Raw genomic sequence first — 15,162 nt, 5'->3', positions numbered from 1 at the left:
GTGAGGGGGGTGAGCCGGCGGCTCGGGCTGTGGCGGCAGGCCGACTTCCGCAACCTGTGGCTCGGCACCACCATGACACTGTTCGGCGGCCAGGTGGCGGCCGTGGCGCTCCCGCTGACCGCGGCGCTGACCCTGCACGCCTCACCGGCCGAGCTGGGCGTGCTGTCGGCCATGGCGTTCGTGCCGTACCTGCTGATGAGCCTGCACGTCGGCGTCTGGTTCGACCGGCGGGCCAAGCGGCGCACCCTGGTCGTGGTGGACCTGTGCCGGGCGGCGGTGCTCGCCGTCGTCCCGGTCGCCGCCTGGACGGGACGGCTCGACATCGGTCTGCTCCTCGCGGTCGCCTTCGGCGCCGGGGTATGCGAGGTCGTCGCCGACATCGGTGGGCTGTCGTTCCTGCCCTTCGTGGTCGCGCGCGACGACATCGCCGAGGGCAACAGCAAGCTGGAGCTGAGCAATTCCGCCGCGACCGTGTCCGGCGGCAGCATCGGCGGACTGGCGGTCCAGCTGCTGACCGCCCCGTTCGCCATGCTGTTCAACGTCGTCACCGCACTGCTGTCCGCCGCGTGCGTCAGCCGGATCCGTGCCCCCGAGTCCCCGCCCCCGGTCGCCGAGGACGCCGGCATGCTGCGCGCCATCAAGGAGGGAGCCCGCTTCGTCACCGGGCACCCGGTGATCCGGGCGCTGGTGTCCACGACGCTGGTGTTCAACCTGTTCACCTACATGATCGAACCCATCTTCATCCTGTTCATGACCCGGCAGCTGGATCTGCACCCCTTCGTCATCGGGCTCATCTTCTCCTCCTCCGGTGTCGGCTCCCTGATCGGGGCCCTGATCGCCACCTCCCTGGCCCGGCGCCTGGGGTACGGACCGGTCATCGTGTCCGCGATCGCGGTGGCGGTCGTGACGGCGTTCCTGGTCCCGCTGGCCGCGGTCCTGCCCGGCCCGCTGGCCGTCGCCGACCTCGTCGTCATGCACGTGCTGGACGCGGCGTCGATCATCGTCTACAACGTCAACCAGCGCACGCTCCGCACCACGTTGACCCCCGCCGCGCTGCAGGGGCGGATGAACGCCAGCATCCGGCTGGTCGTGATGGGCGTGGCCCCGCTGGGCACGCTGGCCGGCGGGTTCCTGGGCGGGTCCATCGGCCTGGTCCCGACGCTGGTGGCAGCCGCGTTCGGCCTGCTCCTCGCGCTGATCCCCATCGGCACCTCCCGCGTGCCGCGTCTGCGCGCGCTGCGCGACCTCGAAGCCGTCCCCGAAACCGTCGCCTGACCGGCCGTCGCCCCGCACACCGCCGGCCCCGGCCGGACCTTCCGTACCACCCACCGAACCGGATCTTGCTCACCGTCCACCAAGGAGAGACACATGCCCGAGACCGAAGACCTCCGGACCTACCTCGTCGTCCTCAACGACGAGGAGCAGTACTCGATCTGGCCGGCCGACCGTGAGGTGCCCGACGGGTGGCGGACCGAGGGCACGCAAGGCCCGAAGGCCGACTGCCTGGCCCGTATCGAGGAAGTGTGGACGGACATGCGGCCCAGGAGCGTGCGCGAGGCCATGGCCGCCGCCGACGGCAACGGCTCGCCCCGATGACCGGCCACATACTCACCGGCCGGATCGGCACGGACCCGGACGCCCTGCTCGACGAGGCCGTCCTGACACCGCAGTTCGACTTCGAGCGCCGCGAGTACCTGCCGTACTACCTGCGGATCGAGCGGGCGCTGCTCGCGGAGTACCAGCGCATGGGGGTCCTCGACGCGGCCGGCGTCGAGGCGGTCTCGCGCGGCCTGGAGGCCGTGGAGCGGGACGGCGTCTCCTCGGACCCGGCGGCGAACATGAGCGACATCTGGTTCGCCGTCGAACGAGCCGTCCACACCGCCGGCGGAACGCCCCCGCCCTGGCACGTCGACCGCAGCCGCAACGACATTCAGGCGTGCGCGCAGCTGATGGCCTCCCGCGGCTGGCTCTGCGCGACGGCCGACGCCGTCGCGCGGGTCGCCGACGGGGCCCACCGGCTGGCGGCCGGACATCTGCGCACCCCGATGCCGGGCTACACGCACCTGCAGCCCGCACAGGTGGTGACGCCGGCCTTCTACCTCCTCGCCCTGGCCGACGAGACGCTCGCGGTCCTGACCCGGCTGCTCGCCACCTGGGACCGGATGGACGCCTGTCCCCTCGGCGCCGGTGCGATGGCCGGGCAGGAACTGCCGTGGGACCGCGACCGGCTGGCCCATCTGCTCGGCTTCGGCGCCCCGCAGCCGCACGCCCTGGTGTCGGTCGCCTCCCGTTCCTGGGCGCTGGAGATGAGCGGCGACCTGTCCGCGTTCGGGGTGCGGGTCAGCCGGTTCGTGACCGACCTGATGGCCTGGTCCGGTGAGCGCGGCTTCCTGCGGCTGCCGGACCGGCTGGCCGGGATCTCCTCCGCCATGCCGCAGAAGAAGAACTACCCGGTCCTGGAGCGCATCCGGGGCAAGTCCGCCCACCTCAGCTCCATCCACCTCGACGTACTGCTGTGCCAGCGCAACACCGCCTTCGCCAACTCCGTCGAGGTGGCGAAGGAGGGCGGGTCGCAACTGCTGGAGGCGCACCGCAACGCCCAACTGGTCAGCACCCTGCTCGCGGTGGTGCTCGACAACGCGGAGTTCGACACGGCACGGATGCGGGCGGCCGTCGAGTCCGACTTCCTGGGCGGGTTCGGCCTGGCCAACGCCCTGACGCTGGACGACGGCATCCCGTGGCGCGACGCGCAAGCCTTGGTCGGGCGGTACGTGGTGACCGTACTCGACAGCGGCCTGGACCTGGCCGTGCCGCACCCGGACCTGCTGCGCCAGGTCGCGGCCGAACGCGGCGGGCACGCGGTCGCCGACGCCGAGGGAGCGCTGCGCCGGGCCCTGGACGTGGACGCAAACCTGCTGGCGAAGGTCTCGGCCGGCTCCACCGGACCCGACCAGGTGGCCGCGCTCCTGGACGAACAGCGCGGCCGGCTGGCGCGGATCCGCGCCGCCTGGCAGGAGCGGCGATCGGCCGCCGCCCCCGAGGAGGGGACCACCGAGAACGGGGAACTGCTGCCATGAAAACCGATCCGTACCACAGCCCGGCGAGCCCCCCGCGATCGGGCGGGCCCGGACCGGGCACCGGGGTGGGCACCGCGCCGGGCACCTTCGGGGAGCTGCTCCAGGGCGAACTGCAGGACCCCCGTGAGGCTTTCCTGGTCACTCTGCCCATCGAGGAGCGCTCCGTCGCCACGTTCCAGCCGCGCGCGGACCTGGACGACGTGGTCGTCCGGCCGGCCTGCAAGCTGAAGTCCCGCGAGGTCGCCCGCCGGATCCTGGCCGACAACCGCCGCGCCGGCGGCGGAATCCTGTCGATCCGCAGCAGCCTGCCGGAAGGGAAGGGACTGGCCAGCTCCTCCGCGGACCTCGTCGCCACCGCCAGGGCGGTGGCCGCGAGCCTCGGACGCCGGCTGAGCGCGTCGGACATCGAGGACTGTCTGCGGCCCGTGGAGCCCTCGGACGGCGTCATGTACGACGAGGTGGTCGCGTTCTTCCACCGGCGGGTGCGGCTGCGGGCCCGCTTCGGTTTCCTGCCGCCGGCCACCGTGGTCGGCATCGACCTCGGCGGCACCGTCGACACCGTCCGCTTCAACCGGGTCCGGCAGTCGCCCCGTGCGGCGGTGCGGCGCGAGTACCAGGGACTGCTGGAGCGGCTCCAGCGGGCGGTCGCGGCCGGAGACCTGGCCGCGGTCGGTGAAATCAGCACCCGCAGCGCGGAGTTGTCGCTGTCCGGCTGCTTCCCGGCACCCCGCGACCTGGAACCGGCCCGCCGGCTGTGCGCGGCACTGGGCGGCGTCGGGATCGTCACCGCGCACAGCGGCACGATGGTCGGCACCCTGATCGACGGCCGCCCCGACCCGGAGATCGCCGCCCGCGCCCGCGCCGTGCTGGGCTGCGAGGACTCGCGCCTCTTCGTCTACCGCACGGTCGCCGCTCCCGGCGGTGACTCCCGCCGAGAGCCCGCCCATGCCGTGCCGAATGTCCCGCCCCTTGTCAGCAGGGAGACACGCTAGTGCTCTACGACGACGTCCGCGACGCGATCGGCCACACCCCGCTGCTACGACTGCGCCACCCGGACTGGCGGCCCGAGGTCGAGGTGTACGCCAAGCTGGAGTTCCAGAACCTGTTCGCGATGAAGGACCGGGTCGCCCGGCACATCCTGCTCAGCGCCCGCCGGCGCGGCGACCTGCGGCCCGGCGCCCCCGTCATCGAGAGTTCCTCCGGCACCATGGCCCTGGGCGTGGCCCTGGTCGGCCGGTCCCTCGGGCACCCGGTGCACATCGTGACCGACCCGCGGATCGATCCCGTCACCCGCGCGAAGCTCGACACGCTCGGCTGCACCGTCCACGTGGTCGAGGCCATGACCGGACACGGCTGGCAGAGTGCCCGGCTGGAACTGCTGGAGCAACTGCTGCGGACCCTGCCCGGCGCGTTCTGGCCGCAGCAGTACAGCAACCCCGACAACCCCGCCGCCTACCGCTCCCTGGCCGGTGAACTCCTCGCCGACCTGCCCGAGTTCACCACCCTGATCGGCGCGGTCGGCTCCGGCGGCTCCCTGACCGGCACCGCCCGCGGCCTGCGCGACCGCCTGCCCGGACTACGCGTCGTCGGCGTGGACTGCGTCGGCAGCGCCCTCTTCGGCCAGCCGGACTGGCCGCAGCGGGCGCAGAGCGGACTGGGCAACAGCCTGCTGCCCAAGAACCTGGACCGTTCCCTCATCGACGAGGTGCACTGGCTCAACGACAAGGAGGCGTTCGACGCCACCCGGCGCCTCGCCGCCGAGCAGGCACTCTTCGCCGGCAACACCTCCGGGTCGGTGTACGCCGTACTCGGCCACCTGGCCCGCACCTCACCGCCCGGCACCCGGCTGGTGGGCATCATGCCCGACCGCGGCGACCGCTACGTGGACTCCGTCCACAGCGAGGAATTCTGGCGCGACCGACGCATCGACGCCATGCCGGTACGGCAGGAGCCGTCACGGGTGGACCTGGACCAGGTGGTGTCGGCCTGGTCGTACACCGACGATCCGCTGCCCGTCGACACCCCCCGCGCCCTGTTCGTGGAGTCCAACACCACCGGCACCGGGATGGACGCCTTCGCCGCCGCCGCCGGACTGGGCCTGCTGCCCACCCTGCTGACCCGTGACCCCTCCCGCTACCAGGTCCCCGACGGCTGCGAGGTCGTCGAATGCGACACGAACGACGCGTCCGCGCTCCGGCACACCGTCGTCGAGCGCTTCCGCCGCGAGGCGATCCGGTGCGTCACCACGACCAGCGACTTCTACGTGCCCGCGGTCGCCGACCTGGCCGGCTGGCTGGGACTGCCCGGCCCCGACGCCGCGGCGGTGCGCACCTGCCGCCGCAAGCACCTGAGCCGGGCCGTGCTGACGCGGGCCGGCTGCCGCCAGCCCGCGTTCACGACCGTCTCCGCCGGTGACGACCTCGACACCGCCCTGGCCGGCCTGTCCTTCCCGCGAGTGGTCAAGCCGTCCGACGAGTCCGGCTCGCAGGGCGTGCTGCTCGTCCCCGACGCGGACCAGGCCCGCCGCCACCTCGCCGATCTGCTGGCGGTACGCCACAACGCGCGCGGCCAGGCCGCCGCGGGCGTCGCCCTCGTGGAGGAGTACCTGGACGGGCAGGAGGTCAGCGTCGAGACGTTCGGGCACGCGGGCGAGACCCACGTGATCGGCCTCACCCTCAAGACCGTCTCCGCTGCGCCGCACTTCGTCGAACTCGGACACCGCTTCCCGGCCGAACTGCCGCCGCCCACGCAGGAGGCGGTCCTCGACGAGGTCCGCGCCGCCCTGAGCGCCTGCGGCCTCGCGCACGGCCCGGCCCACACCGAGGTCAAACTCACCGCGGCCGGCCCGGTCGTCGTCGAGATCAACCCGCGGCTCGCCGGCGGCCGGATCCCCACCCTGATCCGGTACGCGACCGGCATCGACCTGATCGACCAGCAGGTCCGGCAGGCGGCCGGTCACCGGCCCGACCTCACCCCCAGCAGGGCCCTGTGCGCCGGGATCCGGTTCCTCACCGCCCCCGCGAGCGGCACGCTGGAGCGGATCACCGGCGAGGCGGAGGCACTGGCGGTCCCCGGCGTCGAACGGGTGGACCTCACCGTGTCCCCGGGCGCCACGGTGTCCGCTCCCACCCACGCCCTGCAGCGCATCGGCTCGATCATCGCCACCGGCCGCACCCGAGCCGACGTGGACCACGCCCTCGACCTCGCCATGAAGGAGATGACCGTCCATGTCCGCTGACACCGACACCCAGGTGGAGCTCCGCAGCGACACCTTCACCCTGCCCACCCCGGAGATGACCGCCGCCATGGCGGACACCGAGCTGGGCGACGACGTCTACGGGGAGGATCCCGCCGTCGCCGCGCTGGAGGCGCAGGCGGCCGCCACCGTCGGCAAGGACGCGGCCGTCCTCATGCCCAGCGGCACCATGGCCAACCTCACCGCCCTGCTCACACACGTCCCGCGCGGGGGCAGCGCGCTGGTGGGCGACGAGAGCGACATCTACCTCTACGAGGCCCGAGGGGCGTCCGTCCTGGGCGGCATCGCCTACCAGCCCGTCCCCACCCGGCCCGACGGCACCCTCACCCTCGCCGACCTGGCGGACGCGTTCCCGGAGGAGGACGACGACCCGCAGTTCGTCCCGCCGCGGCTGGTGTGCCTGGAGACCACACACAACCGCTGCGGCGGCGAACCCCTGGCACTGGAATACCTCGCCGACGTACGGCAGTTCACCGCCGACCACGCACTGGCCCTGCACCTGGACGGTGCCCGGCTGTTCAACGCCGCGGTGTCCCTCGACACCGACCCGGCGGAGATCTGCCGGCACGTCGACAGCGTGCAGTTCTGCCTCAGCAAGGGCCTGGGCGCACCGATCGGCTCGATCCTCGCCGGGGACGCCGGCTTCGTCGAGCGGGCCAGGCGCTGGCGCAAGATGCTCGGCGGCGGCATGCGGCAGGCCGGGATCGTGGCCGCACCGGGCATCGTGGCCCTCAAGGAACACCACCGGCTCGCCGAGGACCACGCCAACGCCCGCACCCTCGCCGCCCAGCTGGCCCGCATCCCCGGACTGGAACTCCTCACGGCGCCGCCGCGCAGCAACATCCTGCTCTTCCGCATCGCGCCGGAGCTGTTCACCCCCGCCGCCTTCGTGGCCGCCGCCTACGAACACGGCGTCAACCTGGGGGAGTTCGGGCACGGACGCATCCGGGCGGTGATCCACCGAGGCGTGAGCCCCGACGACATCACCCGCACCGCCGACATCGTCGCCGCCCTGCTGGACTCCCGCCGGACCCAGGGGGCGAACGCATGAGCACCACGACCCTGGCGACCCGATACCGCGCCGTCACCGCGCATGCGCTGGACGACCTGGCCCGCCGGTACGCACTGGACGACGACACCGTCCGCGCGGTGCGCCTGCTCTCCCACGTCCTGCCGTTCCGGGTCAACACCCACGTGCTGGAAGAGCTGATCGACTGGTCCGACGTCCCCGGCGACCCCATGTACCAGCTGACGTTCCCGCAGCCGGGAATGCTGCCGGCGGAGGACATGCACGCCCTCGCGGCCGCCGAGCACGACCGGGGCGCGCTGCGCGAGGTCGTCCGCGCGATCCACGCCCGCCTCAACCCGCACCCCTCGGGGCAGCAGGAGCACAACGTCCCCGTCCTCGACGACGAACCGCTGCCGGGCCTGCAGCACAAGTACGCCGAGACCGTGCTGCTGTTCCCCAGCCAGGGGCAGACCTGCCACGCCTACTGCTCGTACTGCTTCCGCTGGGCGCAGTTCGTCGGGGACCCCGGCCAGCGCTTCGCCACCTCGCGGCCCGACGACGCCGTCAGCTACCTGCGCCGCCACCCTGAGGTCGAGGACGTCGTCATCACCGGCGGCGATCCGATGATGATGTCCGCGGACCGGCTGCGCGAACACGTCCGCGCCCTGCTGACCGTGCCGACCCTGCGCACGATCCGGATCGGCACGAAGGCCCTGACCTTCTGGCCGATGCGGTTCCTGACCGACCGCGACTCCGACGACCTCCTGCGGGTCCTCGAATCGGTGGTCGACTCCGGACGCCGGCTCGCCGTCATGGCGCACCTGAGCCACCCCCGCGAGCTGCGCCCCCAGGCCACCCTCACCGCGGTGCGCCGGCTGCGGTCCGTGGGCGCCCAGCTCTACGCGCAGGCACCGCTGGTGGCACACGTCAACGACGACGCCGCCGTGTGGTCGCGGCTGTGGCGGGAGGAGTCGATGGAGGGCATCACGCCGTACTACATGTTCGTGGAGCGCGACACCGGCCCCTACGACTACTTCAAGGTGCCGCTCGTCTCCGCCTGGCAGACGTTCCGGGACGCGTACAGCTCGCTGCCGGGTCTGGCCCGGACCGTCCGCGGCCCGGTGATGTCGGCTACACCGGGCAAGATCGTCGTCGACGGCGCGTCCGTCGTGGACGGCCAGGCGGTCCTAGACCTGCGGTTCATCCAGGCGCGCGACCCGGCGCTCACCGGACGCCCCTTCACCGCCACCGGAGCGCCGTCCGCGTCCTGGGCCGCAGACCTGACGGCGGCGCCGGGCACGCCCGTGGACCTCGCCTCGGCCCTGCTGACGGCAAGGAGGAACGCATGAGCACCTCCGTCGCACGGCGGCCGGCGATCGCGGCGAACCTCGCCCTGCACGAAGAGGTCGAGGAACGGAAGGCCGCCGGGCAGTCCATCATCCACCTGGGCTTCGGGGAGGCCCGCCTGCCGGTCTTTCCGGGCCTGGTGGAACAACTGCACACCGCGGCCGGGTTCGGGTACGCGCCCGTCGCCGGCTCCCGCGAGGCCCTGACGGAGGTGGCGGGCTGGTTCTCCCGCCGCGCCATGCCCACCGCACCCGACCAGGTCGTCCTCGCTCCCGGCAGCAAACCGCTGCTGTACGCCCTGATGGACGCGATCCCGGGCGACGTCGTGCTGCCCCGGCCGTGCTGGGTGACCTACCCCGCCCAGGCCAGGCTCGCCCGGTCCGGATCCCGGCTCGTCCCCGTGCCGTCCGGCTCCGGCGGGGTACCCGACCCCGCCGCCTACCGGGCGGTCCTGGAGACGGCCGAGCGCCAGGGGCGGCCGGTGGGCTCGGTGGTGCTGACCCTGCCGGACAACCCCACCGGTGCCCTCGCGCCCGGCGGCGTGGTCGAGGCGGTGTGCGGGATCAGCCGGGAGCACGGCGTGGTGGTGATCAGCGACGAGATCTACCGCGACGTACTGCACGACCCGGCCGCCCCGTTCCGCAGCCCCGGAGAGCTGCTCGATGACGGCGTCGTGGTCACCGCGGGCCTGAGCAAAAGCCATGGTGTCGGCGGGTGGCGGGTCGGCACGGCGCGGTTCACCGACACACCCGGCGGCCACCGCCTGCGCGAGCGCGTCCTCGGCCTGGCCAGCGAGGTGTGGTCGTCGCTGTCCGGCCCGATGCAGGCCGTCGCCGCCTACGCCTACTCCGAGCCGCAGGACCTGCGCGAGCACGTGCGCCGGTGCACCGCGGTGCACGCCTCGGTCACCTGCGCGCTGCACGGCATCGTAGAGCGGGCCGGCGCCTGCTGCCCGCGCCCGGCGGGAGGCTTCTACCTCTACCCGGACCTGGAACCGCACCGCGCGGCCCTCTCCCGCTACGGCGTGACCGACGGCGCCTCCCTCCAGGCACACCTGCTCGACACCCACGCGGTCGCGGTCCTCGCCGGCGCCCCCTTCGGCGACGCCCCCTCAGCGCTCCGCTTCCGCGCGGCGACGAGCCTGCTGTACGGCGACACCGAAGAGGAGCGCGCCGAGGTCCTCCGCTCCCCGACACCCGCCGCAGTCCCGCACGTCCGGCGCCGCCTGGACCACCTGGCCGAGGTCTTCACCGCCCTGGCCGGATGACCCCCGGCCCGCGCCGGTCCTTCCGGGGGCGGACCGGCCCCGGAAGGACCGGCGCGGATCACCACCGACCACCTGCCGGCCCGCGCCCTCGGCGATGGCCCAGCACCAGCGAGCCGAAGGCGGCCGGGGGAGTCCGGACAGCGGAACGCGAAGGTGCGACTTCTCATTTCAGTGTCACCTGTGGTTTTCATCTCGATGCCACGCACCTTTGCTGGTCGGGGCGCAGATGTGGTGACATGGAGTAAGGCGTTCTTGGTGACATCGCATGAGAATCCCCAGCGCACTGGAATGAGAAGCCCATATGGGTAGGCGTCTGACCTGCAGCTTTGTTCTTGGGCTTGGCTGGAGCGAGGGCTGTGCGTGATGGTCGAGGAGTCTGATCGCCCAGGGTTCACCGCTGGGAGCGCATGCACCCGAGCAATGTTTTTTGCGACTACCTCGCTTGCGCATGAAGTGGACTCAGGTAAGTGGCGCGGGCATGGCGTCATGCAGGGCCGGCTTCACCGCCCGAGTGGAAGACTGGACGAGGTACCCGGGGCTGCGTCGGGATCCAGGATGCGATGGTCCTGAAAATGGGGTGGGAACGTCTTGGCGACGGTCGACTGGGCCGAGGACCAGAAGCGGTTCACCGTCAGGTGCATGCCGGGGGAGGGGTCCGTCCAGTCGTTGTCGTCCCGGTTCCGGTCCTCGTCCGGCCGCACGCCAGGTCGCGCGTCATGCGCGCCCTCAGCCTCCGGAGCCTGGGGACCGGCACGTCGCCCGCCGGTCAGCGCGGGTAGGACTCAGCCGAATACCCTCCAGGTCGGCATCAGGTCATGGCCACACACACGCCGAAGAGGCACATTCCATACAGGGCGATGGCAAGATGCAGGATCACCCACAGACGATGAAGGCGAATGCGGTGCAGTCGAGGAAAGCGGCGGTAGTGATCGGCTCTCGCCTGTACCAGTCTTTCGTCGGAGCCAAGGACTCCCCGGTCCACCAAGTCCTTGGTCAGAGCTCGTGCTTGAGAGAGGTGGTAGGAAGCCCGTTCGAAGTACTTGGAGACGGCCACTGCCCCATATCCTCCGGTCATCGCCACGAAGAGGCACAGGGGCATGACGTACGTCGAGAACTTCTGCTGGACAATGAGAGCACTCAGAGCAGCCGTGATGACGAGCAGGAGGTTGGTCAGTGCCGAGCGTTGGGTCTCACACTGTCGTAGCTGCTCCCGGTGTTCCTTCCAATAGGCGCGTATCGCCTCTTCTGAAACTTCAGCCACGAAGCCCCCGCATCCCGACACTCGCCGGTCATCCGGTTCACTTCGACGAGCGCCTCAGTAGTGGAGACACAGTAGCGTGAGAATCTTCATCAGCAGCGTCCGCAAGGGACTGGAGGAGGAGCGCGACGCGCTGCCCGGCCTCATCCGTGCGCTGGGGCACACCCCGGTCCTGTTCGAGGACTTCACCGCGCAGACCACCCCCGGCCGGGAAGCGTGCCTGGCAGCTCTCGACTCTGCCGATGTCTGCCTCTTCCTGCTCGGACCGGCCTACGGTCACGTCTTCTCCGAGACAGGACAGTCGGCAACCCACGACGAGTGGGTGACGGCCAAAACAGTGGGCAAGCCACGCCTGGTCTACCGCAAGCTGGGCGTCACATTCGAGGACGTCCAGCGGGATTTCGCCCGAACCGTGGAGGCCTACGCCACCGGCGTGTTCCGTGACTCGTTCCACGACACGGCCGAGTTGATGACCAAGGTCGTGCAGAAGGTGAAGGAGCTAGAGTCAGGCCCGTCCCCGCTGTCCTTTGCGGCATTGACGCAACCCGTTGAACTGCGTTGGAGCCTGGACGAGGCTGGCGTCGAAGGCGGCGTTAACATTCCTCTGCTGGAACTGCATGTTCTACCCGTGGATTTCGCGGGTTACTCCGCCCGGGAACTCGCGGAGTTCGGCACCTCGCTGGTGGACCGCATCCGCCGGACCGGGGCAGTCAGCAATGACGTTGCTCTGACGCCGTCCAGCTCCCAGACGCATGTGACCGTCAGCATCCCCCTCACACGGCCACGTCGGTGGGACGCCGCCCGGGCGGGGGAACTGGTAGAAGTGCGCTTGCACAAGACCGGTCAGGTGTCCCTGCGGGCCACACTCCCCCGAGACTCCATGGGCTCCATCCTCGATCAGGACGCTCTGCCTCAGCAGATCACCGCCCTGCTGAGGTCCACTGGCGCACTCAATCTGATCCAGCACGAACGGATCGCAGTGGCCATCGGCGTATCGAACCCCACACTGACCCAGATCGACAGGTTCAACCCACACCAGTCACGTACACGCGCCGAACTCGTCGGCTTCGGGCGCTCGTTCACGCTGCAAACCGAGCCCGACGAGTCGACCAGCCTGGCCGCGCTGGACACCGGTGCACACGAGGTAGCAGCCGTCCTGGCACGAGTCCTGATCAACCAGCACCCGTCAGCCAGCTAATGCGGTGTCATCACGGCAACATCCGGCCCCACGCAGCAGTTAGCTACTACGGGGCCGGTATCAGTACCATCAGTCCGGGAGGTTGTTCGTCGGCCTCGGCGCTCCAGTCTTCCTAATCAAGGGTTTGCTGCCACTTGCTCATAACGACGGTCCCGTCCGAGAACCGGTTGGCCGGCCTGTCTGCGGGCAGATAAGTGTCCAGGAGTTCCGCGACGTCCTGGTACAGCCGGTTCATGCGTCCCAGTCATACCTGGCTCCCGTCGGGCGATTGCTGCCAGGGCCGCGGCGCTGACCTGGGAACGACCTCCACGCGCGTGCGGAAGATCCGCGGTTTCACGCCGCCGCCGATCTGCCTGTCGCCACAGTCATCTACGTTCTCGACTCGCCCAGATCTCCCGCCGTTTCGGACCCCAGGCACCGGCTCTCGACACCGGCGGTAACCCACTGACCAGGCTGTCGTGCCTGCTTGTCGAGGCCCAGACCACCTTGATGTGGAACACAGCAGGTCGGCAAAGTCAGGCCGCCCTGACCGAAGCACTCACCCTCCTGCAACAATCCCGCAGCCCAGGCCACCGCGCGTTGTCATCGGTCTGTTCCGGCTGGCCCGCGACCTCGGCGCGGACGACTGGCTCGACGACCATGCCGAGCCCCTGCTCCAGACACTGAACAGCCAGGGACTGCAACGACTGCGACCGACCGACGCCGACGGGTTGCAGGACCACGTGCACAGCGATGCCCTGCTGGCCGAGTTGCGCCGCATCACCAGCTGCTGGAGATAGCAGTGCAACACGTACGCCGCCTCGTGCCACCGGCGCACGCACCTGCGAGAATCCGCACGTGAGTTCCCCATTGCCCCGCAATACGCCCCAACTGTGCTCTGAGCCAGACTGCGGACAGCCAGCCGCGTTCTCTACCCGCACGAAGAGCACCTGGTGTGATTCCCACATCACGCAGATCCTGCGCGAGGGCGGCCTGGAACCGCTGGAGCCTTTCACGAAACCGAAGGCGTGGCGTCTGACCCGGTGCCTGGCATGCGGTTGTGAAGCGCACTACCGCTTCGAGTACACATTGGAGAAGAACGCCTACCAAGAAGCGACATGCCGGGCCTGCTACTGGCGGCAGTGGGCGCGGGAGGCCCGCCAGGCCATGGGCGCGTACGCGGACCTGAGCCCGGTACCGCAGGCCCAGGCGCGAGAGCACGCCGAGAAGAACGGATACGACTACCTCAGCGCCCTGACCGCCCCGTCCCTGTCCGACGACCCGCACCATGTGCGGTGTCGCTACTGCTGCCGCGTGAGCGCCGCGCGGCTGGGGGACATCGGGTTCGGCTGCCAGTGCCAGGTCAATCCCCGGCGTGAGCGGCAGACGACCAGGCCCGCCGGTTCTCAGCAGCGCGACCTCCTCAAAGACAGCGAACTGCCGGTCCTCGACTGGTGGGACCACGAGCACAACGACGCCGCAGCCTGGGAGACCGCCACCGTCAAAGCCCGGCGAGAGGCGGCCTGGCGGTGCCCGGACTGCGGAATACGGTTCACCAAACGGATCCTCGACATGGTCAACATGCGCGCATGTCCGCAGTGCGAACCGAGGCGACGCGCCGAGCGGGAGGCGGAGCACGCGCGCTATGAGAGGACGCCGGTCGCCGACGTGCCCCAACTGCTCGCCGTATGGGACGACGAGGCGGACCCTCATACCGTGATGACCGCGGACTACCGACGCCACCAGTTTCGTTGCCCACGAGGACACAGTCGCCGCCAGTCTCCGCTCACGTATCTGCGTAACGGCTGCCCGTCCTGCCGCGGCCAGGACACACGCGCGCGGCGTCTTGAAGCGGTCGAGACCGGTCCTGTGGCCTTCGCGCTCAACGCCGAGATCGCCGCACAGTGGCACCCTGCCAAGAACGGCAGGACTCAGCTGTCGAAGGTGTCGCCCGGCTCACGCAAGCTCCTTTGGTGGCGCAACGACGACTGCGGCCACGAATGGCAGGAGACACCGGCCCGCCGGGAACAAGGCCAGCGTCTGCGCTGCCCGCAGTGCCGTACGATCCTCGACTCGCTCGCCTACCATTTCCCCGACCTCGCGGCGCAATGGTCGCCGGCCAACCCGCTGTCCGCGTGGCAGGTGCGCCCGACCGGCACGACCGCGTTCATACCTGCCTGGGTGTGTTCGGCAAACCCGGCTCACGAGTGGCAGGCGGCCTTGTCCTCACGAGCCAGCGGCAGCGGCTGTCCAGAGTGCCGGGAACATGGCAAGTCCCGCATAGAGCTGGATCACTGGGCAGCCGCGGAGCGTGCCTTCGGCCGGGCATCGTCGGGTCAGTCGGTGCGGCACGAGGCATTCGCCCGACGCGCAAGCTGGCTCGTCGACATCACCGTCGAGACGGCAGCAGGGCAGAAGCTTGCCATCGAGTACGACGGCTCCTACTGGCACGCGGACAAGACTGACCTCGACATCGAGAAGTCCCGTGACCTGCTGACTGCCGGATACCTGGTGGCAAGGCTGCGCGAGCATCCACTGCCACCGTTGTCGATCGACGACCCGAACTACGCGGAGTTCGTCGTGTACTCGGCACTGCCGAAACCGGACGAGATCATCGAGCGGGTGTGCAGGTGGGCAAGCAGGCGAGGCAAGCGGCCGGGGGCCCAGGGTTAGCCCTGCTGCGGTGGAGGCAGCCGCGCCCCCTGATCCTAACGGGGAGGTCAGGTGCCGGTCGGTTTTCCGGATGGGGAGAGCGCAGGGTGCTCGTAGGG

11 protein-coding genes are annotated in these 15,162 nt (G+C 70.6%); 10 read left to right on the top strand and 1 reads right to left on the bottom strand.

Annotation, left to right across the window (positions count from 1 at the left end):
* Window positions 1–9 precede the first annotated feature (9 nt).
* The 8 genes from ABZ861_RS29180 (at window position 10) to ABZ861_RS29145 (ending at window position 9,956) form a co-directional block, all read left to right on the top strand.
* On the top strand, window positions 10–1,275 hold the full coding sequence (locus ABZ861_RS29180) for an MFS transporter (RefSeq protein ID WP_361636256.1): 1,266 nt from the start codon (window positions 10–12) through the stop codon (window positions 1,273–1,275).
* Window positions 1,276–1,368: 93 nt separating this feature from the next.
* Window positions 1,369–1,596: an MbtH family protein gene (locus ABZ861_RS29175; RefSeq protein WP_361636253.1), complete on the top strand. Its 228-nt coding sequence runs from the start codon at window positions 1,369–1,371 to the stop codon at window positions 1,594–1,596.
* Window positions 1,593–3,077: a lyase family protein gene (locus ABZ861_RS29170; protein WP_361636250.1), complete on the top strand. Its 1,485-nt coding sequence runs from the start codon at window positions 1,593–1,595 to the stop codon at window positions 3,075–3,077. Before ABZ861_RS29175 ends, ABZ861_RS29170 begins: the two co-directional genes overlap by 4 nt.
* The gene (locus ABZ861_RS29165; protein ID WP_361636248.1) at window positions 3,074–4,069 is read left to right on the top strand and encodes a kinase; all 996 of its coding nucleotides are present in this window, start codon (window positions 3,074–3,076) and stop codon (window positions 4,067–4,069) included. The genes ABZ861_RS29170 and ABZ861_RS29165 overlap by 4 nt, the downstream gene beginning before the upstream one ends.
* A complete protein-coding gene (locus ABZ861_RS29160; protein WP_361636245.1) occupies window positions 4,069–6,315 on the top strand; it encodes a pyridoxal-phosphate dependent enzyme in 2,247 nt (748 codons plus the stop codon). The genes ABZ861_RS29165 and ABZ861_RS29160 overlap by 1 nt, the downstream gene beginning before the upstream one ends.
* Window positions 6,305–7,384, top strand: a complete 1,080-nt coding sequence (locus tag ABZ861_RS29155) for a GntG family PLP-dependent aldolase (RefSeq protein ID WP_361636243.1) — start codon at window positions 6,305–6,307, stop codon at window positions 7,382–7,384. Before ABZ861_RS29160 ends, ABZ861_RS29155 begins: the two co-directional genes overlap by 11 nt.
* Complete coding sequence (locus tag ABZ861_RS29150; protein WP_361636240.1) at window positions 7,381–8,691, top strand: 4Fe-4S cluster-binding domain-containing protein; 1,311 nt, start codon at window positions 7,381–7,383, stop codon at window positions 8,689–8,691. Before ABZ861_RS29155 ends, ABZ861_RS29150 begins: the two co-directional genes overlap by 4 nt.
* On the top strand, window positions 8,688–9,956 hold the full coding sequence (locus ABZ861_RS29145) for a pyridoxal phosphate-dependent aminotransferase (RefSeq protein WP_361636237.1): 1,269 nt from the start codon (window positions 8,688–8,690) through the stop codon (window positions 9,954–9,956). The genes ABZ861_RS29150 and ABZ861_RS29145 overlap by 4 nt, the downstream gene beginning before the upstream one ends.
* An 808-nt stretch (window positions 9,957–10,764) precedes the next feature.
* On the opposite strand, the gene ABZ861_RS29140 is transcribed toward ABZ861_RS29145, so the two are convergent.
* Window positions 10,765–11,217: a hypothetical protein gene (locus ABZ861_RS29140; protein WP_361636234.1), complete on the bottom strand. Its 453-nt coding sequence runs from the start codon at window positions 11,215–11,217 to the stop codon at window positions 10,765–10,767.
* A gap of 76 nt (window positions 11,218–11,293) precedes the next feature.
* On the opposite strand from ABZ861_RS29140, the gene ABZ861_RS29135 reads away from it, so the two are divergent.
* Both ABZ861_RS29135 and ABZ861_RS29130 read left to right on the top strand, forming a co-directional pair.
* Window positions 11,294–12,412 (top strand): DUF4062 domain-containing protein, encoded by a 1,119-nt coding sequence (locus tag ABZ861_RS29135; RefSeq protein ID WP_361636231.1) that lies wholly within the window; start codon window positions 11,294–11,296, stop codon window positions 12,410–12,412.
* Between the two features lie 837 nt (window positions 12,413–13,249).
* Window positions 13,250–15,064 carry a zinc-ribbon domain-containing protein gene (locus tag ABZ861_RS29130; protein ID WP_361636228.1) on the top strand — a complete coding sequence of 605 codons (1,815 nt, stop codon included), beginning with the start codon at window positions 13,250–13,252 and terminating at the stop codon, window positions 15,062–15,064.
* Window positions 15,065–15,162: the final 98 nt, after the last annotated feature.

This window comes from Streptomyces sp. NPDC046985, from assembly GCF_040644415.1.
Lineage (GTDB): Bacteria > Actinomycetota > Actinomycetes > Streptomycetales > Streptomycetaceae > Streptomyces.
Note: the sequence above shows the minus strand (reverse complement) of the source record. Positions and strands in the feature narration are given on the sequence as shown.

Bases quoted from the DNA above. Each gene is read 5' to 3' on its own strand.
- ABZ861_RS29170 (WP_361636250.1), top strand. From the start codon at position 1,593: ATGACCGGCCACATACTCACCGGCCGGATCGGCACGGACCCGGACGCC.
- ABZ861_RS29165 (WP_361636248.1), top strand. From the start codon at position 3,074: ATGAAAACCGATCCGTACCACAGCCCGGCGAGCCCCCCGCGATCGGGC.
- ABZ861_RS29145 (WP_361636237.1), top strand. From the start codon at position 8,688: ATGAGCACCTCCGTCGCACGGCGGCCGGCGATCGCGGCGAACCTCGCC.
- ABZ861_RS29175 (WP_361636253.1), top strand. From the start codon at position 1,369: ATGCCCGAGACCGAAGACCTCCGGACCTACCTCGTCGTCCTCAACGAC.
- ABZ861_RS29155 (WP_361636243.1), top strand. From the start codon at position 6,305: ATGTCCGCTGACACCGACACCCAGGTGGAGCTCCGCAGCGACACCTTC.
- ABZ861_RS29150 (WP_361636240.1), top strand. From the start codon at position 7,381: ATGAGCACCACGACCCTGGCGACCCGATACCGCGCCGTCACCGCGCAT.